This window comes from Nonomuraea sp. CA-141351 (assembly GCF_050944675.1).
Taxonomy (GTDB): Bacteria; Actinomycetota; Actinomycetes; order Streptosporangiales; family Streptosporangiaceae; genus Nonomuraea.
Genome location: NZ_CP191982.1, coordinates 11,268,335 through 11,287,946, shown reverse-complemented (window position 1 = coordinate 11,287,946; position 19,612 = coordinate 11,268,335). Strand labels below are relative to the sequence as shown.

The window sequence follows — 19,612 nt, the reverse complement described above, 5'->3', positions numbered from 1 at the left end:
AACCACCCCGGCCGGAAGTGCCGGCCGGGCTGTTTAAACGAAGCCGCGGAAACTTCACGGCTGGGATCTCGCATTCACCAGCCGAACCTTTTCGGATGACCGTTGCGCTACCGTCTTGCATGTCTGTAATGTGCAAGTCGGTAGTAAGCAGGTGGCGGGATGTCTCGCCACCTGCTTCGTCTCTCTACCAGAAGGGCGTTTAAACGCAGCATGAGGGGTTTCATCGGCGTCGTCGCCGACGAGGTGGACGTCCAGCTAGAGCGCACCGACGACGGGTCGCACGTGCTGGTGTTCCGGTTCACCCGCCACAACGGGCCTAGCTACTCGTCCACGAGCGTCAACGCCGCAAGGCTGCCGCAGCTCCCCGAGCTGATGCACAAGCTGGAAGTCATCGAGGCGGGCATTTGAGGAAGGGCAGCCGAAGGATCGCGCTCGGGGCAGTGGGAGCGGTGTCCGCGCTCGTACTCACCGGTTGTGCCGACGATGTCACGGCCGACTGTGTCATAGCCGGGCCGGACGGGACCGGCGCGTACCAGATCGTTGACGATCACTACTGCGACGGCGGATCGCACGCCTCCTACTTCTGGTATTACGGCGGCACGGCCAGTAATGGCCACGTGCGCGGGGGAACCACCGTCAGGCCCCAAAACGTCAACATCACGAGCCGTTCCGGCAAGTACATCACTCGGGGCGGCTTTGGGTTCTCCAAGGGCGGAGGCGGAGGGGGGTGAGGGTGATCGTCACGGGCTCCCGCGACTGGGACAAGCCTGGAACCGTGTGGCTGGCGCTGCAAGCCGCCTACTGGGAAGCGTGGCGACACGGAGAGCGATTAGACGTCGCTCGCGGAGACTGCCCCACGGGGGCCGACGTCCACGCCGGACTGTGGGTTGCGGCAGCCCGGCGGGCCGGGCTGGACGTTGCCGAACACGTCTACCGCGCCGACTGGTCGATCGGGCCAGCAGGCGGCCCGCGACGGAACAAGGCCATGGTCGCGGACGGTGGGGACAAGGTGTTGGCCTTTCACAAGGACAACAGCAAGGGCACTGCGAGCACGATCCGGTTCGCCCACCAGGCGGGCATCCACGTTGACATCTATGCGTAGATCACCACCACCGAGCTTCGCGTAAAGGCGCTGGTCAGAGCCGCAAAACGTCGGAGCAAGACACTAGCTTGATCCTTCTGTATCTACTTGGCCCGACAACGACGATCACCGCGCAAAGGACACGCCCTTGAACCCCGTCAACGTTGACGAGCTTGCAGCCGAGAAGTCCGAAGCGATCTACGAGTCCGCCACGGCCGGACTCTTCAAGGTCCATTACGGATGCGGCTGCACTGGGTACCGGGTTCACCTTGACGGACACCCCAAGCCGAGTGAACTGGCCAAGGTGTACGGCATGATTCCCGACACGCACCACCTGGACGACACCGACCTTGACACGGGCAGTGTGATGCAGCATTTCGAGCACGACGGGCAGAACTGCCCCAACTAGGGCCGAACGGCCTGACGCAAGCACCTGGCGAGGGACGCGGACAGCCGCGAGCCCTTGCTAGGCTGAGACTTCCATCGCGTTCCCTTTCTGGGTTGGCTCACTATTGAGCCCGGTTTTTGCTGACACCAAAACCATCACGCGATGGGGGAAGCCCTCGGCTCCGGCCGGGGGCTTTCTGTTTTCTGGGGTAGGTCGGTGGCGCGTTTCCACTGGTTGAGGCAGGGTGGCCCTGTGGCCGGCGGGCCTGTTTAAACAGGCGCCCGCGGCCCCTGTGGACGTGGAGGCGCGAGTGGAGACCAGGAAGCCCCTAGAGCTGCGTACGGGCGACGTGATCCGGCTCAGCCCTCTACGTCTGGGCGAGCCCGCCGACGCCCTCACAGGGGAAGTGAGCCACGTACAGGAGGCGTCCGTGGCAGGCCCGGCAGTGCTCGTGTGGGTCCAAGAGCTGATGTGGCCGCTCATGATGCCCCCAGAGACAGACGTCGTCCTCTGGCCCGCGGAACCCGCTTAACAGCCCTTAGCATCTATCTCAGCTAAGCCCCTAGGCCGTGTTTGTGCAAGACGGTAATACTTGATAGTCTTAGTCCTGTCAGCAAACCGGGCCAGCGGTAAGCCTGGTCGCAACTCGGCAGGGAGCAACGATGTTCAAATGGAACGACGTCAAAGTGGGCGACTTCGTTAGCTGGGGCGACGAGCAGGAAGACCCTGCCACCGTTAAGGTGGTCGGCGTTGACCGCTACGCAGATAGCGGCGAAGTTCGCCGCATCTCCTATGAGTCCTGGGATCATGGGCGAGACGCAGTGGAAGTGTCCATCTATCTCGGCATGAAGTATCTTACGCGCGGGTGGAGGTATGCCCGACCGGCCGACATCGCCAACTGGGAAGCCCGTAGGGCTGCCTTTGGTCCCGCCTACACCAACAGTTGGGACTAGCTAACCCTTAGGCCCTCGGCTCTGGCCGGGGGCTTTTCTGTGCCCGCCATCCAGGGCAAAGCTGGATCTCCGCTAGAAACCTTCTGGCTAGAAGTTGTGCAAGACGGTAGTGATCCGCTAGGGTTAATCCCGTCAGCAAAAACCAGCCCCTTCTAGCCGAAAGGGAACAGCAATGAACGACCTCTCTAAGACCCGCGAAGCATGGCTTCACAAGGCCGCCGCTATCTTCCGCCCTCGCTTCGAGGGGATCGGTATGCCGCTCCCCGAAAAGCTTCACCTGTCAGTCGGCTTCGGCCCTGATGGGCACGGCGGAGAGAACGCCATGATCCGGGGCGTGTGTATCTCCAAGGCTGGAAGCGAGGACGGCGTTAACCACGTCTACATCTCGCCGGAGCTGGGAGACACGGCCGTGGTCCTGGCGGTTCTCCTGCACGAGCTGATCCACGCGGCCGACGACTGCCAGAGCGGCCACCGTGGAGCCTTCGCCGAAGGCGCTACGCGGCTCGGGCTCATGTCTCCGATGACCACGGCAACGCCCAGTATCGAGCTGGCGGCCGAGCTGATGACCATCGCGGAAACGCTGGGCGACTACCCGCACGGCAAGGTCCTTATCAGCCGGGACCGTCGCCGGAAGCTCGTTGACCCTTCCGGCCAGCCAATGCCGCCCCAGTCAGAGGGGCCGCTTTCCAGCGGGCCTAAGAAGCAGTCCGCTCGACTCCTCAAGGCCGCCTGCAACCAAGCTGATTGCGTGGCGAAGGGCTACACGGTCCGAGTCACCGCTAAGTGGCTGGCGATCGGCGCTCCGATGTGCCCGATGGGTCACCCAATGGAGGCTGAACCGGCCGCCTAGCCGAGAAGCGCCCCCGTTAAGGGGGCGCTCTTCCCTAAGTACCTGTACCATCCCGTCAAGCCCCAGGAAGGACTTCCCCGCATGCCTCGCGAACTCGTTGAAAAGCTCTGGTGTGACTTCTGCTACCAGGACGGCGAAAAGAAGACGGAAGCGACAGAAACGATCAAGATCAATGGAAAGCAAGCCTATGCTTGCGAGCGCGACGCTAAGCCGATCCTGAAGGCCCTAGAGGCGTTCGAGGCGGTTGCCGAGCGCATCCCTACCGAGACGGCTCGTCCGTCCCGTGGTGGTCGCTCTAGGGCCGCGCGTGGCGGTTCCAGCGCCGCCGCCGGAACCGATGCCCCGACGACCACAGAGGTTCGCGCATGGGCGCAAGCTAACAACATCCCTGTGTCGGCTAAGGCGCGCGTCGCTTCCGATGTCTGGGAGAAGTTCTACGACGCTTTCCCGGACCGCCGACCAGCGTCCTAGCACCTAAGCCCCCGGAATGTTCGGGGGCTTTTTGCTATCCAACTTGTGCAAGACGGTAGTGATCGTGTAGCGTTTAACCGTCAGCAAGAACGCACCGGTCAAGCCGGTTGAAAACTCAAAAGGGGAAAGCATGGAAGCGTGCGTCGAGTGCTGCAAGCCGCACACGGAACTTGTGAACTGGCCCAGCCTCCGGGGCAAGGTCTGCCCCGTCTGCGAACCGAAGCTCTACACAGCCCACCTTAAGCCGGAGCCAGAATGCATCCGGTCCTACGACGGCGGAGCCACCTGCGATGGCCCGGTCACCTACCGGCAGAGCTACGCCGGGACCGGCCTCCAGATCGCCGAGTGCGCCAAGCACCAGGTGGAGGCGTGTGAGCGGGAACAAGGGCTGAGGCGGCGCTATCCGGAGCTTGCTCCGGCGGACTTTGATCCGCTGTACGCGGGCGAATCGTGGGATGGCGACTACTAGCTTGAGATGAAGCCCCCGGCTCCGGCCGGGGGCTTTCCTGTTGGGGCCGGTCCAACGCAAAGCGGGAAATTTTGGGGGCGAATATGAGAAGCTGGTCGGGGTGTGGGTCACCCGCGACGATGGGCGGATTGCAGGTCCCCAGTAACTGCCGTTTGCCCTAGTGGGTGTGGGGCAGCGCGTAAGGGGAGCGCGGAGGCTACGACAGCTTCCAAACCCGAAGCTAACGACGCAGTTAGGGAGCCAAATGGCGACTTGCGCGACATATGCCCTGGCCTGAGGTAACTACCCATGGGGGCGGATCTGGGAGCTTGGCTCTTGGATCTGGGCCCCAAAGGTGTGTTGCTTGCCTGTTTGGGCACGGTGCTCGCCGTACTGGGAGCATGTGCAATTTTGCATGTTGCGCGGCGAGGCAACCATCCCGAAGGCGAAGTGCGCATCCTGTGGTTAGGAATCTCAGTCCGATGGAGTCAGGGGACGCGAGACGACACGTCGCAGCCAGAGCTTGAAGCGGCTGACGACACCACGGAGGATCAATCTCCGGCCATAGACCCGGCCGCCCCCGAAGGGGGTGATGCCGGAGCGTAGGAAGGCCCCCTCACGCGAGGGGGCCTCTGCATGTCCGGCCTTGGCCCGCCGGCCAACCCGTTTAAACAGTCAGCGGTACCGCGTGACGGTTGTCCGCTTGCGACGCCGGAGCCAGATGAACGGTAAGGCGAGCCCGCACGTGAAGATGAGCCAGAGGAAGTCACCTAAGGTCCACGCGGGCTTCGTCACTGCCCGGCCAGTCATGGCGACCTGTAACGGCTGCTGCTGCGGCACCATCGGCTGCCCATAGCCCGGAGGCGGGTATGGCTGGCCGTACTGCTGAGCCGGGTACGGCTGCGGCTGGCCGTACTGCTGTGGGTGCTGCTGGTAAGGCCCTTGGGGCTGCTGCGGATGCATGGGGCGGACACTAAGCCCGCGCTGATCTTTTGTGCAAGACGGGAAAAGTGATACGGATGTCGCCCAGGGTGACAGCGTTTAAACGCGGCCATGAGAGCGGTACGGAAATCTTCCCTTGACGCTTCTGTCCCACGGGGCGCAGGCTCACCGAGGCAGGGCAACATCGGGCAACTCCATCAGTAGGGAGAAGCACATGCGGCTAGATTTCGTGGGCGTAGACCCGAACAACGCCACCGACGACTGTCCGTCCGTGTTCGTTGACCAGGAGACAGGCGACTTCTACTTCCAGGGCGACACCGTCACTGACCCTGACGTCCTGGCCTGGATCAACAGCGACAGCCGGATCAAGGACACGGAGTCGGTAGTGCGGCTTCCGGCCGCAATGGCGCAGATCATCATGGAGGCGGCCAGTGGCAGCTACGAGCGCGGCAAGCGGCGATTCGCCGAAGGTCAGCATCCCCGCCCCGATGAAGATATTCGGACCCGACTCGAAAAAGCCGACGTTCGCTGAACTGCTCGCAGACTGCACCAGGTCAGCCGTTCACCTGGAGATCCACGACGAACACATGACCTCCGACCCGGGATATGCCGCGTTCAAAGCCGGGCGCGACTTCATCAACCAGGACCAAGCTCAGGCATGGGTTGATGTCGTGGCGCCTGCCGTTGCGAGGGGCGTAGTCGTCAGACGAGCCCGTATCGTCTCGGAGCCCGTGAGTGACTACACGAGGTACATGCACGCGGTTGCGCCCGCGTACCAGCTCGCGGCTGGCGAGCAACTTCGCTGGCTGCCCCGCCCCCTGGCGTCGACGCTGGCCATCCCGGGCAACCCGTTCTGGGTGTTCGATGATCGCGTAGTGAGGTTCTCTGTGTACGACGGTCGCGGCGAGGTGATCGGCCACCAGTTCAGCGAGGAGCCTGGGGTGGTCGAACTGTGCGCCCGAGCATTCGAGGCGGTATGGAACCTCGCCACACCCCACGACGAGTACCGGGTGTGAGCAGCCAAATGTCGAGCAGCCGCGCTGACTCTGCACACTTGTGTCGTGCCGTCGTCATCCTCGTCTAGCGCCCTAGCAGCCAGACAGGCGCTTGCCGGTCAGCTTCGCGAGATCCGTGAGGAAGCGAAGCTGACCGGTGACGAACTGGCCAAGGCCGCCGGATGGCACGGGAGATCCAAGGTTTCCAAGATTGAGAGCGGAGCGCGCCCAATCTCGGCAGACGACCTGATCGCCTGGTGTCGAGCATGCGGAGTGCCGCCCGAGCGCACGAACGAGCTGCTTGCCAGCCGCCGCGAGGCCGCCGGAATGTGGACCGACTCCCGCAGAATTAACCGCGCCGGTCTGCGCGCCGCCCAAAAAGACGTGCGCCCGATCTATGACCGGAGCGCGGCAACACGGACCTACCAGCCGAGAATGATCCCCGGCCTACTCCAGACAGAGGCATACGCGACTGCGGTTCTCACCGCAGTGCAGCAGCGTCACAACGTTCAAGCTGACGACGTGTCGTCAGCCGTTGCCGAGCGCATGGCGAGGCAAGCGATCCTCCGGCAACCCGGGCGAACGTTCGCGTTCCTTATCGAGGAGGCGGCTCTCCGCTATCAGCTGTACGACTGGGAAATACTCGAGTCTCAGCTTGCGCACCTGGACCAGATCACAAGCCTTCCATCCGTGTCCCTTGGGATCATCCCCTTGGGTGTGCCGAGAGCCCATTCGCCCCATGCCGCGCCCGTCGAGGGTTTCACCATGTTTGATGACGAGCTGGTCAGCGTCGAGCTGGTTAGTGGGCATCTGAAGCTCACCCAAAAGTGGGAGATCGCCCTTTATGCGGAGCGCTTCGCGGCCCTTGCCAACATCGCGGTCTACGGCCATTCCGCGCGCCGACTGATCGCAGCCGCCAGGGCAGCGCGGTAGAAGGGGGCAACAAGTGGCAACATCGTTGCCCCTGGAAAACGGCCACTTCTACCTTCGAAATCATGGAGGTCCCACACACCGCATCCCCCGCTGACCTACTGGGCGAGCCGATACCGGAGGCGCAGGCGGCGGCGCAGAACGCCGCCCTAGATCAGGTCCTTGAGCATCTGAAAGCTGCAGGTGTCCACGCTCAGTTGATCAAGCGGCTTGCGGTTAAGTGCGCGATCGAGCCGGAGCCGTTCGCCGCGACGCTTTGGTATCCGCCACAGCTCAAGATTTACGCGGACGGTGGCGGGCAGGTCGCCACGATCAGCATCGGCCGCCTGTCTGGTAGCTACATGGTCGAACTGTGGGGCACTTGGTCCAGCAGCTTGGAAGTCGTGCCAGCGAGCAAGCCGCGCCGCGTCGGCCTGCTAGTAGCGAGGAACGCGGGAGCCCCCGGCATGCGGGGGAACGCGTCATGAGCCTGGTCACGAAGGTGAGCGAGACCGGTTTCCGCTACCCGTACGTGATCGGCTGGACCGGAGAAGCCCAGCAGCACCGTTTGCAGTGGAAGCAGCGGCAGGATGGCGAGACGCTCGCCTACGTCGATCGCCGCCCGTCCGACTACGCGCTGGGAGTCCTGCGACTGCGGCAAGGCCAGAAGATGACGGGGCGGCCCGACTTCAAGACGGTCAACACCCGTCGCCAATGGCGATGCATGGACAAGCGGCTGTGCCAGGTGTGCGCCAGTTCGGCAGTGGACCGCGAGACGGGCCGTATCTGGTGGCTCCTTTCCTCAAGCGGAGAAGAGGCGGGCGACGGCTTCACCAACGCCCCGCCAACTTGCCGGGACTGCATTCCCGAGGCGATCTCGCAGTGCTCGCATCTGCGGCTCAACGCGGCCGTCTTCACGGTCGGGGCGTACTATCCGTACGCAGTGCGCGGGGATGTGTTCTTGCCCTACCTACCGCCTGTGGTGCCATTCAAGCGCAACGCGCTAGTGCGACTCACCGACTATGAGATCACGCATTGCGTCGCGCGGGAGCTGGTGGTGCGGCTACAAGACGTGCAGCCGGCACACCAGGAGGACGGAATGGCGTGGGCGGCCTGACCTGGAGGTTCCGCGATGATCTATCCAGGCAATGCTATCCAGCGGTTACGCGAAGGCCAGACATGCGAGGCCCCTTCGGCCTATGGTCTCGCTGTGCCGAGGGTGGCACAGAAGACACTCCGGAGGAGCCGTTGTGAAGAAGCTCATCGCTCGCGCGTGGAAGTCGCTAGGGGGCCGCGTGCAGTGGCGGCTGCTGTGGCTGAAGCACGCCACGTTCATGGTCGGCGTCACCGGCGTCATCCGGGACGATGCCGGGCGCGTGCTCCTCCTCAAGCACCGACTGTGGCCAGACGGACGTCAGTGGGGGTTCCCCACCGGCTACGCGAACCGGTCGGAGACCTTCGAGGACACCATCGTGCGTGAGGTCCACGAGGAAACCGGCCTAACCGTCCAGGTTGGCCGACTCGTACGTCTGACGAGCGGCTATCGGCTGCGGGTGGAAGTGGCCTACGAGGCTGTGTTCATCGGCGGCAACCTCAAAATTGATCCTGTAGAGGTCCTGGAGGCGAGATGGTTTTCGCCGGATCAGCTACCAGAGGGAATGCAGGAGTCACACAGAGATCTCCTGGCCTTCTCCTCCCGCGGTTAACGTATCTAGCCCCGAACGAGCGGCTGTGCGGCAGCCAAGAGGAGCGGTCGATCCTGGCCGAACGCCTCACGTATCAGCGGGCAGCAGCCAACCTCACCCAGGAGCACCCGCACCTGTCGGTGTCCCTGCTGTCGTGGGTGCTGGATACACCTGACGACTCCGTGGCTCTGGTCTTCTTCAAGGGCGCTCAGCGATTGAGCGCCCGATACGAGGATCTCGGCCTCTCACACCTGCTGCCGACAGATCGGGTGTGGGTGGGGGTGCGTTCGTCTGAGCCGGGCACGTTGGGCGGTTTCCATCACCCGCGCCAGGGATATCGGCATCAGCAGATGGGAGCCATCGTCACACGCTACGGCTCCTTGGCCGTATCTCCCTCTTCAGCGTCCGAGTTGTCCGCGCTGGATCTCTTCCGGTCATACGCCCATGACTGCCTGCACTACGGCTCCTTCCGGCAGTATTCGCTACGGGACGGCGAGGTCGTCCGCACTCGTTACGGATTCAACCTGCGCGACGCTGACGGACACACCTACTCGGCCCCCGACCCCTCAGGTAGCAAGTCCACCCGCAATCTAGGGATCGTGATGGAGGGCGCGACTGATCGCGAGGCCACAGCCCTAACACGCTGGGTCGCCGATAGCCTTGGGTACGTCGAACCAGCCAGCGGCATCGACCGATTCGCCTTCCTGGACGTCACCGGACGTCTCCACGGCGGCCACCTGGACGAGCTGTCCACCCACGGCAATGCCTACCTGTCGGCTATGGCTTCCTACGCGCGTTCAGTGAATCTCCGCTACGACACGTTCCTCGCCGAGATCGGCCGGGATGAAGCAGCCGATCTCCACAAGACGATCGTTCAGGCCATGATCAGCGGGCACGTCCACCACCTGACGGCCTGGCTGGATGAGCGACATGGACCCGGCACCTTCAGGTCTCTCTTCAGGGCTGCCTCGTATAAGGGTCCTGAGCCCGGCGGCTGAGTTCACTAGTGAAACGCGAAAAGGCCCCCATGGTCCGAAGACCATGGGGGCTTCCTCATGCCCGCAGAAACGATCACAGCCGCTTGCAGGCTACTTCTTCGGCGCTACCACGTTGTGGAGCCACGACAGCACAGCCGCCAGCGCGGCCGTGCCGCCCGCGACGCCGAGCTGCTTCAGGTCGGTCGAACCCGAGTCCACTACAGCCTGACCGGCCGCCACGATGGCGACGGCCGCGACCGACTGAAGGAACGTACGCCAGCCGCGCGTCAGCGCGTCGCGAGTCTTGTCCTGGTTGGCCGACTGGTCGACGTGTACCACGTTTAAACACTCTCTCTTTCTGAGCTGATGGGTTGAGCTGGGGGAATGTCAGGCCTGACGCGGCTGGGGCGCAGCTGGCCGGCGGCACCGTTTAAACGGGGCTGGCGCCTACGTCAGGGGCGCAACGGAGCGAGGCAAGCAACTCCTGCCGCTGGGGCACGGAGCTTGAGCCGGGGTGGCCGGGGCGTCATTATGCGGCGTTGTCAAGGAACGTGATTATTGCCGCGCCTTGAAATAATCCCGCCAGATTTCTCCGCCCTTTCTCCGAGAAATCGTGAGCCTTGACGCCGTGGCTGTACTTGTCTGTGGATGGCAACCCGCTCATCCACAGAATGAGGTTCGGCCGCGACGTTAACCCCGTCCGGCCGGAATCCTGTCGTGGAACTCTTCCGTGGCTTGGGAGCAACCCAAGCCCGCCCCTAGGAGAATGATCATGAGAGACGGCGTTCTGGTTGCCCTGGCCCTGTGCATCGGCGTCATCGGGGGCTTCGTCGCGGGGATAGCCGCCTACGCCATCGGCGCGGGTCTGGTGGCCGCGTTCGCGTGGTTCGGAGGAACCTTCCTCGGCGTCTCCGGTCTCGGAGTGACGATCTTGGCAGTGACCGGTCTCGTTGGCCGTAAGCCATGACCAACAGTCGAGACGTAGGGCCGGGTAGTCATCCGCCGGCCAACCCGTTTAAACGGCTCCGCGGCCTACTTGAAGGTGGCGGCCCACGTGCTCGGCCCCACCTGGCCGTCAACGGCCAGGCCCTCCTGCCGCTGGAAAGCGCGGCATACCGCCTGAGACTGCGGCCCGTAGATGCCGTCAGCCGATAGTCCCCAGTGCTCGGCTCGCATGCGGGCCTGCCACGCCTTCACGTCCGCTCCCCGCATGTACGGGTTGGTGAGCTTCAGCACGCGGCCAGGCCAGCGAGGGCCGTCGCCTGGCTCCGGCTTGCCGGAGACGTCGTAGGCCGGACGGCCGAAGGCGTAGACGTTGCTCGCGTTCTTGGACACCCACTTAACCGCCACGGCGTCCCCCTCGGCGTAGCCGTCGCCCAGGTCTCCGCGCGTGTTGCCGCCTACCGTCTTGAACCGGCTGGCTTCTACCTCGGTGACGATCTCCACGTGAGTGCCGCCGTTGCGGCCGTAGTAGACGATGTCACCGACCTTCGGCGAGTCGTGAAGCCGGTTGCGGCGGTCGAACCACGCCACACCGTAGAGGCACGAAGCCGTCTTCGGAATGATGTCGTCGGCGTCGGCCATCATGGCGCACCACGACACGAAGGTGTGGCACCACGGGTCATCCTGCGCCCACTCAAGGCCAGGCACGGCCGGGGCGTACTTCTGGTGGTTGTTGCCGGTCTCGCGGTAGCCGACTTCCGCGAGAGCGACCTTGATAACACTCTTGGCCGTGGCCAAACAGCAGCCTTTCTCTTAGGCGGGCCAAAACGTCTTGACGGCCGCACCGAGCGCGACCACGAGCGAAGCCGGTAGCGCATAGCGCCACTGCTCCAAGGCGCGAATACGCCGCTCATGGTCGTCGTCCGTCTTCCGGCTTTCCTTAAGCTCTTGCGTTAGGGTGCGCACCTCTGAAACCAGGTCACGCAATTCGTCGTACATGTCCTTCATGGACACCACGACGCCGTTAGGCTCATCGGCCAATTGACTCCTAGGTGACGGTGACGCTTCCGGGGGCGATCAGATAGGAGCCGGAAACGATAATGTTTTCTCCCGATCCCCAGAAGGTGTTGTACGTGTAAAACTCGCCGTTCGGGTTGAGAGCCACGCATCCGGCCTTAGTCAAGGTCGAAGCGTTGTCGCTAAATACGTAGGCGATGAATAGCGGGTACCCGGCATACGGCAGCGCATTGATGGAGGCGAATACAGTTCCAGAGGGGAGCGTGCCGCTGGCGGTGCGGTCCAAGCTGAAGCTGAAGTGCGCAACGCCCGCCCTGGCGTACGCCTGCGCGGTATCTACACGCAAGCCTGACTGCCAGGTGAAGCTAAGCGGGCTAGCGTAGAAGGTGTGGGAATGGACGCGCGGGGCGTAGGACAGGTTCGCATCGGTCTTCTTGACGTATGGCGATAGGTCCTGTGGCGGCCCGAGCTCGAATTCCCGCGCGTTGTCGCGGGCGTAGAACTTCGCGGCAGTCGGGTTGTAGCCGATCTGCCCTTCGGTGAGCTGGCGAGCGCCGGGGCCGCTAACCGCGGGGAGCATCTGCACACCCGATGAAACGAACTCGCGTACATCAGTCAGATCGGCGGGCACAACCGTGTCCGAGTTTGCTCGGACGGTGAAAGTGGCCAGCGGGATTTCGAGAGCGTCCCAAGAGCGATCGATGGGCGGAGCCGTGGCTCCGCCCTGCTTGACCGTCAGGGCGACAGTGTTCGTTTCCCTGTCCAGCTTGAGGACGACCCGGTCAGTGCGCGATGCAGTGGTCTTGTTCTCCTGGAACAGGACCACTGTGTTCGCGTCCAGCTCGTAGTGGAAGCCCGCCACCTTGGCGTTACCCGAGGTCACCAGGAGTTGGAACGGCTGGCCAGTCGTCAGCACCTTGAGCGCCTGATCCCAGGGGCCGCGAGCATCGACGCCGTTGTCTTGCCAGCTTCCCGCCATGCGGGACCACTGCGCTTCGTTCAGGGCCGAAGTGTCGAATGGGTAGGAGTGTTCAGCCAAGCCATTTCCTCATACCTGGCGAACGGTCAAATAGCTGCCGTTCACGATGGTTAGCGTGCTACCGGGGTTTAGATAAGTGATCCCAAGGTTGCCGAGACTCGCTGCACCCAAGTTGGTGAAAGAGCCGTAGACGCGGCAGCTATAGGCCGTGGACGCGGCTGGCGCCCCGAACGGACCAAGTGACGTACCGGATGTGATCGACGCCATGCGTAGGCTATTGGTGTTGGACCCGTTGTTGTACTCGAACCCGATCGTGAGACGCCCCGACGTGCCTAGAGACGGAGTCGTTAGCTGCAACGTGGCCGTTGTGCCCGCTGTCGCCATCCGATAAAAGATGACGCCCTCAAACTGGAAACTGCCCGTACGGTCGATGGGGATAGTGAGAATGGTCTCCGCAGTGCTGGCAGTGCCCGAAGTGATCTGAAGGTCGCCACCGCGCCGCTTGATCGCCTCCAGCTTGGAGCCGCCTACGGGAATCCAAGTCGGTGTGGTCCAAGAGGATTGAACAACAATCTGTCCGAGCTCTTCATCCCACACCAACGTGCCTACAGGGGCACTAGCGGGATATTCGCTGCTGTCCGCAGCGTCGTACGCAACGACTTCGCGGAACTTCGGCATAGGGGCGACTTCAGATGAGGTTGCCCCACGCTGCTTGATCTTCGCGTAGAAACGCCCTTGATCGGCGTTATAAAAGATTGTGCCGTCCGGAAACGTCTCGTTTCCCTTAGCGCTGATCCGGATACGCCTGCTGACGAACTGGCGAAGGTCAACGACCTGGTTGGCGGGAACAGCCGCCGAGTTCGGCGGAACGTTGATGTACGCGAGCGCCATCTCTGGCGTCGGGCCGCTCGTGTCAGGGTCCGGCCGGCTGCCGCCTACCACGCCTTCCTTGAGGGCGATGGCTAGCTTGTTCGTGCCCCGGTCGAGCCGGAGCACGATCGTGTCCGAACGCCACCGCGAAGCGTCGGCGTTCAGGCTGTAGTTCAGCTCTGTCTCGACATCAAGCACGTAATGGAAGCCCCGGAAACTGGCCCTTCCGGGCTTCACCTTGAGCTTGCCGGGCACCTCTTCAGACACGACGCTAAGCGCCGTGCCGGGTGGGGTGTCCGCGACCCCGTCGTCTTGCCACAGGGACGCCATAGCCTCCCAGTCGGGCTCAGTGAGAACCGCTCCCGGTCCACCGTCAAAAGGGAAAGCCCGCTCTGCCAAGTTGGTTACCTTCTCGCTTCAAGCTTCCTGATCGAATTCCAGATGCGGCGAACCTCCCGATACAGGCCAGGGGTGCCAGATGCGCCATCGGTGCCGATGACCGGCTGCACGCGCGGGCCGCCAGTGCCATCGGTAAGGCGAACCTCTCGCAAGACGTCGGTGACGATCTGGCCGTGAACATCCACGGTGACCACGTCGCCCACCTCGTAATGAACGCCGTAGCGAAGGGTGTCCGTGTCGATCGGCGTGACGGACAGCTCCCCGAGCGCCCGAGATTCGGCGAACGCTTCAGCCGCCGCCTGGTCGAGCTGCGCGAGCGCGTCAGGGTCGGCGGGCTGTGTCGTGTCGTCAGGGTTCACCGGCGAGCCATTCGCCCCACGGGCGACCGGCACGTCTCGGCGGTCTACGAACCGCTCCAGCGGTGTCCTGAACCACTCGGAAGGCGCGCTAGACGTGTCGTCGTACTGCTTGAGCCACCTGTTGCGGCCTTCGCCTTGGGCGGCCACTACAAGACGGCTCGCGGCTGGTGCCGTCAGCTTGTAGCTGTAGGCGGCCAGCGTGCCCGCATCTGGGCTGAACACCACTTCGCCGTCATAGTGGACGCGAGGCGTGTACGGCTCGAAGACAAGCCTGTCCGTTGTGCCCTGGCGTAGCCGCCAGCCGATCCCGGCTGACGCGGCGATCTCCTGTAGCGCCACCCCGAGCACATCGAACCGCGTGCCGATGGTCATCGTGCGGCCGAAAGAGTAGGCCGGGGCGTCAAGGTTTGGGATGATCCTGTCCGCGCGGGCCGCTGGCCCCGCGTTGACGTTCACGAGCTGGCGGAGCACACCGGCCGCAGGCCCGGTGTAGGTGTAGCGGTCCGCGGTTTGGTTCTCCACCGTGTTGGCTGGCACCGGGAGCGTGATCCGGGACCACAGCAACGTCTCGTCACTGACTCCCGCGAAGGTCACAAGGCCCCGGCCGGGCTGCTCGGCCGACCAGGTGCGAGTAACGTCTGTGATCGGCCCCGACATGACGGGCCGTGATAGCCCTTCAATCCACACGATGGTCCCGCCGCCGGGTTGCAGAATGGTTGCCTCCGCCGAGTCGGCCGGGACCGTCAACGTCCACGCGCCGATTCCGTTGAATCGGCTGATGACATCCAAGCTGGTGTATTGCTCAATCACGCCCACGCGCGAATAGAAGGCGTCGCGCGCTTCAACGAGAAAGCTAGGCACTGATGAACCTCGGCGCGTAAGTGAGAGACACGGAGGTTTCCGCGCCCACGTTGCTCACGTCAATGAGCACTTCGTTTAAACCGGGTGAGATAGGCCACAGGTGCGGGCTGGGCCCGAGACGCTTCCACAGGTTTTCTCCAGTGACCGGATCGAATACCGCCTTGCGGCGTGGCCGCGTGTCGATCACGAGAGTTTGTGTCTCGGACAGGCCAGCGTTCACGGTGAAGGACTGTTCGGGGCCGGTCGGCACCTTGCGCGTGAATGTCATTCCCGATGCTGGGCCGTGAATTGTCCACAGTGGCCACGTATCCACGTCGCCGGTAATGGTGATCGTGGAGGAGCCGTTCAGGGAGTGCGCCTTGTTCACGAAGGGCCGCCCAAGGAAAGGACTGCCGAAGAAGGGGACGATTTCTAGAGCGCCGGTGGTGAACTTGATGACGTGCGACGTACCCGAATAGAAAAACGGATCGAGTGCGCGAAAGACCAGCCCGAGCTTGAGCCACAGGAGACCGGAGATATCCTGCCCTTCGTCGCCTTCGGCGCCGCTTACATAGTAGGCGTCGATGTAGCGCTGTGAACCGTCGCCTTCCGTCAGAGTGATTCGGCATGGGCCAAGTGTCGGGTTGATCGCAGCGATAAGACCACGCTTGAGGGCTAGCAGCCCCGCCCGGTCCGGGGCTGCTAGGAAAAGCGGGATGAACAGCTCGCGCGAGCTAGCACGGGAATGGCGGGGGTACCCGCCATCCAGCGCGGGCAGCTCGTCATAGAACAGGTTGTAGGGCGGGGCATCGAAACCCTTCATGCCGGGCATGGTGATGATGCCGTTTGCCCCGCTGGTCAGGTTGTAGCTGGACGTGTATGCGCCGCCGCTACCGTCCGCGACGTCTCCAGGGGTGGCCAGCTCAATTGTTGTCTTTGGCCAATCGGCCATTGTCTGTCACCCCTTTCAGGCGTACAGGGCGTCTGCGTACGACAGCGCATTCACGATCTGGCGTTCGCTGGGGATGTTCGGGGCGGCGTTGAGCGTGACGTTGTAGACCCGCTCAGCTGAGGCACCGGCCGTGACGAGGGTGCTACCGGCCGGCTGAGTCCTTGCAGGCAAGAGCCCTGCCGGGCTGCGGCCCCAAGCCGCGGAATCGTTTAAACGATCTGCGTCCAGCGCAAGCGGCAGCTCGGCGACGGGCCAGGCGGACGTCACCTGGTCTGCCAGACCAGAAACCGCATTTCCAACCAGGCGCTTAGTCCCGGTGATGCCATTCGCTAGACCCTGGCCGATGTACCGTCCGATCTCCATGAAAACGCGAGATGGGGAGGCGATGCCGAGGATGTTCTTAACGGTGCGGATCAGGCCGTCTACCATGTTGTTCCACTGAGAAACGACCCAGTTCCAGAGCGAAACGATGCCGTTCCAGAGCCCGTTAACGATCTCGCGACCCGCGTTATATAGCCAGCTTCCCGCATTCGCGAAAATGCGCGTGATCGAATTCGGAATTCCGCTGATCCAGGAAATCGCTTCGTTGAACCGCGCAACGATGGCATCCTTGACGCGGCCGAACCAGTCTCCGAACTTGCCTGGCAGAGATGCGAACCAGTCGAGAATGCGGCCGACGTCGTCAACTCGCCGCTTGATCCAATCAACTACGGCATTCCAGATCCGCTCTGCTGTTTGCTTCACCTGGACCCAACTGGATTCCCAGTCGATACCTAGGAGGTCGAGGGCCGTCTTAAACTGGACCTTGAAGTTTTCCCAGATGGTTGCAAAAATGCTGACTACGGCATCCCAGATTCCACCAAAGAATTCCTTGACGCCATTCCAGGCCCGTTCCCAGTCACCAGTGATCACGCCGAGAACGAATTCGATCAGGCCCGACAGGGCGCGCAGAACGCCATCGACTACCGACAGAATTCCGGTAAAGACATTGCCGACAATGTCGAGCAATGGGCCACCGAAAGTATCCCAGGCAATCGAGATGAACTCAAAAACGCCACCGATGATATCGCCTACACGAGAAACGATCGACTGGAGCTTTGAGCCCCATTCCTCCACCGTGGCCTGATTTTCGGTAAACCACGCTACCAGATCCGTGAAGATCCGCGAGATGATCTCGTAAGCCTGCTGGAAAAGCGGCGCTACCGTATCGTAGATGAAGCGGATGACGCGGCTCAACCAAGTGTCCTCAGAAAGGCTCGCACCCGTCAGCCAATTGACCGCCTGCGAAATCCAGCCGATCAGGGTTGACAGCGCCGGGGCCACGAAATTCGTGATCACGAACGCCAAGCCCTGAGCTAGTAGCGCGATGAGCTGAGCCAAGGGCGGCAGGATCGGAGCAACTGCGACCAGAAGCGCGGCCAGCGCTCCAGCGATGGCCTGAAGGGCTCCGCTGTCGGCAAGGATCTGGACCGCCACGCCGAGCTGCTGAAAGACGGCCACCAGCGCGCCGCCGACCGTGGCCAGGGCTGGCCCGAGCGCAATCAGCGCGGTCGTCAAGATCGGGCCTACGATCTCGGCCAGTCGGCCGATGATCGGCGCGAGTAGGCCGATCCCGCTGGCTAGGGCACTGACTACGGGCAGCAAGGCCGCTCCGATGCGGCCTAGCGCCTGAAAGGTCGAGATCAAGATCTCTTGGCCGCGAGCCGACTCAAGGAAAGCCCGCAGGCCACCCACAAGGTTGCCGATCACGCCCAGGGCGTCATTCCCGGTCTCTCGGATCGCCTTGAAAACAGCGTTAGCGATGCCGCCGATGTCCTTGAGGAGCTGCCAGAGCTGGCCCAGCACGCCGAACCCGTTCTGCAGGGCCTCAAGAGCGCGGCCAGACTCAACGAACCGAGTCGTCAGCTCCGCGAGACGCAACACCGCGTCTCGCACGCCCGGCGCGAAGCCGGACAGGAAGGTGCCGCCTACGGCGGACAGCTTGAGGAAGGCTTCTAGCAGCGGCGTTAGAGCAGGTTCGACAGTGTCGATCGCCCCCGACAAGTCAAGCCAAATCGCCTTCAGCGTCGCTGCCGTGCTGGCCCGCGCAACGAACTCCAGCACGTCATCGGCGAGTCGTCCGATAGACGCGGCTAGCGCGCCTAGGCCCACTTGTAGCGGCCCACCCAAGACCACGGAAAGCCGCTCGAAGTCGCCGACGAAGTCTTGCGTGAAGCGGTCGGTCAGGACCTTCCGCAGCTCTAGGAACGTGGGTGTGACGTGCTGGTCGAACTCCAGGGCCACGGCCTGAGCCGTCGCCCCCATGTCGAGTACGAGCCCCTGAAACTTGAGGCTGCTTTGTGAGAGCGAGGCTCCCAAGGCTTCAGCGAAGCTGCCGACCGCAATCTTGAAGACGGCGAACGCACCAGACGCGCCCGCCACGACGGCAGGTAGCGCAAGCAGCGCTCCCGACGCCGGAGCCAGCGCCGCAGCCAGCGCTAGCGCGCCCTGCACGGCAACCCCGAGACCACCAGCCGCGACGCTTGCCGCGCCGCTCACCGATACCAAGCTGCTAACGAACTTGGCCGCGCCGCCGGAGGCGTTAAGGAACGACTTACCGATGTTCGATAGGGAAGGGGTTAGAGCCGATGTGATGCGCTGTCCGGTCTGGCGCGCCTGGCCGCTCGCGCGGTCCCCGAACGATCGGCCGAACTCGTCACCGGCCGCATGGCCCATGTTGGTGCCGATGTCACGGCCGACGTTGTCAGCTACCGGCCTTAGCCGGGCCTTCAGCTCCTCACGAAGCTTAGGGGCGAAGTCCTTAGCTACCCTCGGATGGATCTCTACATAGGCTTCGCCGACCTTCGTCTGAACCAGGACATCACCCCCCGTTAAGGCTTGCTAGAAGCTGCATGATTTGTTCAGGCGTGGCGAACTCCCGAACCGGCTCCGGCTCGGTTCCGTGGTTAGTGCCAGGGCGCGGAATAGGCTCCGGCTCGGGGTTCTTAGCCCCCTTGGCCTTATGGACTTCCGCGAACAGCCACGTATTGGCCGCGATGCGATCTCCGATGATCGCCAACAGGTGTTCGGCCGTACTCCAGTCGGCCTCATCGCCATGCTCGGCGCGATGCACAGCAGACCCGCGCGGAAGCTGCGAGATAAGGCTGTAGACCTTCCGGAGGCTTAGCCGCCCCCGGTAAAGGTCGCAAAGGTCAACGCCGTAGTAGCGTTGAAGATCCGCCTCAACGGCGGCGGGATGCTCGCTGAGGAGTCTCGCGAGCCAGGCTAGTTTCCCGTGCCCGCAGCAGAGCCGATCAGCTCAACCAGCTCGGCCGCCTGCCGCAGCTTCGGCTTGGTCTCCCGGAACTGCTCGTACTGTTCGTCACCGAGAATCAGCCGCAGCGCGGCCGTCACTCGGCCAGCCTCGATGAAGTCGAGAACATCCGCGTCCCATTCCATCGGCGTCGGCACGGTATACGTGACGCCGTTGTACTCCACCGGGAACGGCTTGCCGTCCGCCTCCGCCCTCTGCGCGGTCTTGCTCAAGTGTCGTGCTCCTCGAAGTGTTTAAACGGA

Annotated in this window: 26 protein-coding genes; 16 read left to right on the top strand and 10 right to left on the bottom strand. The window is 63.2% G+C overall.

What is annotated here, in order from left to right; translation table 11 throughout:
* Window positions 1-210: 210 nt before the first annotated feature.
* The 15 genes from ACQPWU_RS53080 to ACQPWU_RS53010 all read left to right on the top strand — a co-directional run bounded on the left by ACQPWU_RS53080 (window position 211) and on the right by ACQPWU_RS53010 (window position 9,720).
* On the top strand, window positions 211-408 hold the full coding sequence (locus tag ACQPWU_RS53080; RefSeq protein ID WP_433434547.1) for a hypothetical protein: 198 nt from the start codon (window positions 211-213) through the stop codon (window positions 406-408).
* 41 nt (window positions 409-449) lie between these two features.
* Window positions 450-731, top strand: coding sequence for a hypothetical protein (locus tag ACQPWU_RS53075; protein ID WP_433434545.1), 282 nt, complete (start codon window positions 450-452; stop codon window positions 729-731).
* Window positions 728-1,102, top strand: a complete 375-nt coding sequence (locus ACQPWU_RS53070; RefSeq protein ID WP_433434543.1) for a hypothetical protein — start codon at window positions 728-730, stop codon at window positions 1,100-1,102. The genes ACQPWU_RS53075 and ACQPWU_RS53070 overlap by 4 nt, the downstream gene beginning before the upstream one ends.
* Window positions 1,103-1,229: 127 nt before the next feature.
* The gene (locus tag ACQPWU_RS53065; protein ID WP_433434542.1) at window positions 1,230-1,490 is read left to right on the top strand and encodes a hypothetical protein; all 261 of its coding nucleotides are present in this window, start codon (window positions 1,230-1,232) and stop codon (window positions 1,488-1,490) included.
* A gap of 641 nt (window positions 1,491-2,131) precedes the next feature.
* Window positions 2,132-2,422 (top strand): hypothetical protein, encoded by a 291-nt coding sequence (locus ACQPWU_RS53060; protein ID WP_433434540.1) that lies wholly within the window; start codon window positions 2,132-2,134, stop codon window positions 2,420-2,422.
* A 172-nt stretch (window positions 2,423-2,594) separates the two neighbouring features.
* Window positions 2,595-3,272, top strand: coding sequence for a hypothetical protein (locus tag ACQPWU_RS53055; RefSeq protein WP_433434538.1), 678 nt, complete (start codon window positions 2,595-2,597; stop codon window positions 3,270-3,272).
* Between the two features lie 81 nt (window positions 3,273-3,353).
* A complete protein-coding gene (locus ACQPWU_RS53050) occupies window positions 3,354-3,743 on the top strand; it encodes an Lsr2 family DNA-binding protein (protein WP_433434536.1) in 390 nt (129 codons plus the stop codon).
* A 130-nt stretch (window positions 3,744-3,873) separates the two neighbouring features.
* Window positions 3,874-4,212: a hypothetical protein gene (locus tag ACQPWU_RS53045; protein ID WP_433434534.1), complete on the top strand. Its 339-nt coding sequence runs from the start codon at window positions 3,874-3,876 to the stop codon at window positions 4,210-4,212.
* A 1,135-nt stretch (window positions 4,213-5,347) separates the two neighbouring features.
* Window positions 5,348-5,665, top strand: a complete 318-nt coding sequence (locus ACQPWU_RS53040) for a hypothetical protein (RefSeq protein WP_433434532.1) — start codon at window positions 5,348-5,350, stop codon at window positions 5,663-5,665.
* Complete coding sequence (locus ACQPWU_RS53035) at window positions 5,622-6,149, top strand: DUF6879 family protein (RefSeq protein ID WP_433434531.1); 528 nt, start codon at window positions 5,622-5,624, stop codon at window positions 6,147-6,149. Before ACQPWU_RS53040 ends, ACQPWU_RS53035 begins: the two co-directional genes overlap by 44 nt.
* 45 nt (window positions 6,150-6,194) lie before the next feature.
* Window positions 6,195-7,061 carry a helix-turn-helix domain-containing protein gene (locus ACQPWU_RS53030; RefSeq protein ID WP_433434529.1) on the top strand — a complete coding sequence of 289 codons (867 nt, stop codon included), beginning with the start codon at window positions 6,195-6,197 and terminating at the stop codon, window positions 7,059-7,061.
* Window positions 7,062-7,123: 62 nt separating this feature from the next.
* Window positions 7,124-7,525 (top strand): hypothetical protein, encoded by a 402-nt coding sequence (locus tag ACQPWU_RS53025; RefSeq protein ID WP_433434528.1) that lies wholly within the window; start codon window positions 7,124-7,126, stop codon window positions 7,523-7,525.
* Window positions 7,522-8,154: a hypothetical protein gene (locus ACQPWU_RS53020; RefSeq protein WP_433434526.1), complete on the top strand. Its 633-nt coding sequence runs from the start codon at window positions 7,522-7,524 to the stop codon at window positions 8,152-8,154. The genes ACQPWU_RS53025 and ACQPWU_RS53020 overlap by 4 nt, the downstream gene beginning before the upstream one ends.
* Before the next feature lie 133 nt (window positions 8,155-8,287).
* The gene (locus tag ACQPWU_RS53015; protein ID WP_433434524.1) at window positions 8,288-8,743 is read left to right on the top strand and encodes an NUDIX domain-containing protein; all 456 of its coding nucleotides are present in this window, start codon (window positions 8,288-8,290) and stop codon (window positions 8,741-8,743) included.
* Window positions 8,744-8,904: 161 nt separating this feature from the next.
* A complete protein-coding gene (locus ACQPWU_RS53010; RefSeq protein ID WP_433434523.1) occupies window positions 8,905-9,720 on the top strand; it encodes a hypothetical protein in 816 nt (271 codons plus the stop codon).
* A 90-nt stretch (window positions 9,721-9,810) separates the two neighbouring features.
* On the opposite strand, the gene ACQPWU_RS53005 is transcribed toward ACQPWU_RS53010, so the two are convergent.
* Window positions 9,811-10,038 carry a hypothetical protein gene (locus ACQPWU_RS53005; RefSeq protein WP_433434521.1) on the bottom strand — a complete coding sequence of 76 codons (228 nt, stop codon included), beginning with the start codon at window positions 10,036-10,038 and terminating at the stop codon, window positions 9,811-9,813.
* Between the two features lie 433 nt (window positions 10,039-10,471).
* Between ACQPWU_RS53005 and ACQPWU_RS53000 the strand changes: the two genes are divergently transcribed.
* A complete protein-coding gene (locus tag ACQPWU_RS53000; RefSeq protein ID WP_433434519.1) occupies window positions 10,472-10,666 on the top strand; it encodes a hypothetical protein in 195 nt (64 codons plus the stop codon).
* A gap of 65 nt (window positions 10,667-10,731) precedes the next feature.
* Here the strand turns inward: ACQPWU_RS53000 and ACQPWU_RS52995 are convergent, their stop codons facing one another.
* From ACQPWU_RS52995 to ACQPWU_RS52955, 9 genes are all read right to left on the bottom strand, one after another.
* Window positions 10,732-11,439 carry a peptidoglycan-binding protein gene (locus ACQPWU_RS52995; RefSeq protein WP_433434517.1) on the bottom strand — a complete coding sequence of 236 codons (708 nt, stop codon included), beginning with the start codon at window positions 11,437-11,439 and terminating at the stop codon, window positions 10,732-10,734.
* Window positions 11,440-11,454: 15 nt separating this feature from the next.
* On the bottom strand, window positions 11,455-11,682 hold the full coding sequence (locus ACQPWU_RS52990; RefSeq protein WP_433434516.1) for a hypothetical protein: 228 nt from the start codon (window positions 11,680-11,682) through the stop codon (window positions 11,455-11,457).
* A gap of 7 nt (window positions 11,683-11,689) precedes the next feature.
* The gene (locus ACQPWU_RS52985) at window positions 11,690-12,697 is read right to left on the bottom strand and encodes a hypothetical protein (protein WP_433434514.1); all 1,008 of its coding nucleotides are present in this window, start codon (window positions 12,695-12,697) and stop codon (window positions 11,690-11,692) included.
* Window positions 12,698-12,706: 9 nt separating this feature from the next.
* Window positions 12,707-13,774 carry a hypothetical protein gene (locus ACQPWU_RS52980; RefSeq protein ID WP_433434513.1) on the bottom strand — a complete coding sequence of 356 codons (1,068 nt, stop codon included), beginning with the start codon at window positions 13,772-13,774 and terminating at the stop codon, window positions 12,707-12,709.
* A gap of 137 nt (window positions 13,775-13,911) precedes the next feature.
* The gene (locus tag ACQPWU_RS52975) at window positions 13,912-15,126 is read right to left on the bottom strand and encodes a siphovirus ReqiPepy6 Gp37-like family protein (RefSeq protein ID WP_433434511.1); all 1,215 of its coding nucleotides are present in this window, start codon (window positions 15,124-15,126) and stop codon (window positions 13,912-13,914) included.
* Window positions 15,119-16,057 carry a hypothetical protein gene (locus ACQPWU_RS52970; protein WP_433434509.1) on the bottom strand — a complete coding sequence of 313 codons (939 nt, stop codon included), beginning with the start codon at window positions 16,055-16,057 and terminating at the stop codon, window positions 15,119-15,121. Before ACQPWU_RS52970 ends, ACQPWU_RS52975 begins: the two co-directional genes overlap by 8 nt.
* A gap of 15 nt (window positions 16,058-16,072) precedes the next feature.
* Entirely contained in the window at window positions 16,073-18,772 is a 2,700-nt protein-coding gene (locus tag ACQPWU_RS52965; protein WP_433434507.1) for a phage tail protein, read from the bottom strand.
* A 145-nt stretch (window positions 18,773-18,917) separates the two neighbouring features.
* On the bottom strand, window positions 18,918-19,169 hold the full coding sequence (locus ACQPWU_RS52960; protein ID WP_433434505.1) for a hypothetical protein: 252 nt from the start codon (window positions 19,167-19,169) through the stop codon (window positions 18,918-18,920).
* Window positions 19,170-19,321: 152 nt separating this feature from the next.
* Entirely contained in the window at window positions 19,322-19,582 is a 261-nt protein-coding gene (locus ACQPWU_RS52955; protein ID WP_433434503.1) for a hypothetical protein, read from the bottom strand.
* Between the last annotated feature and the right edge of the window lie 30 nt (window positions 19,583-19,612).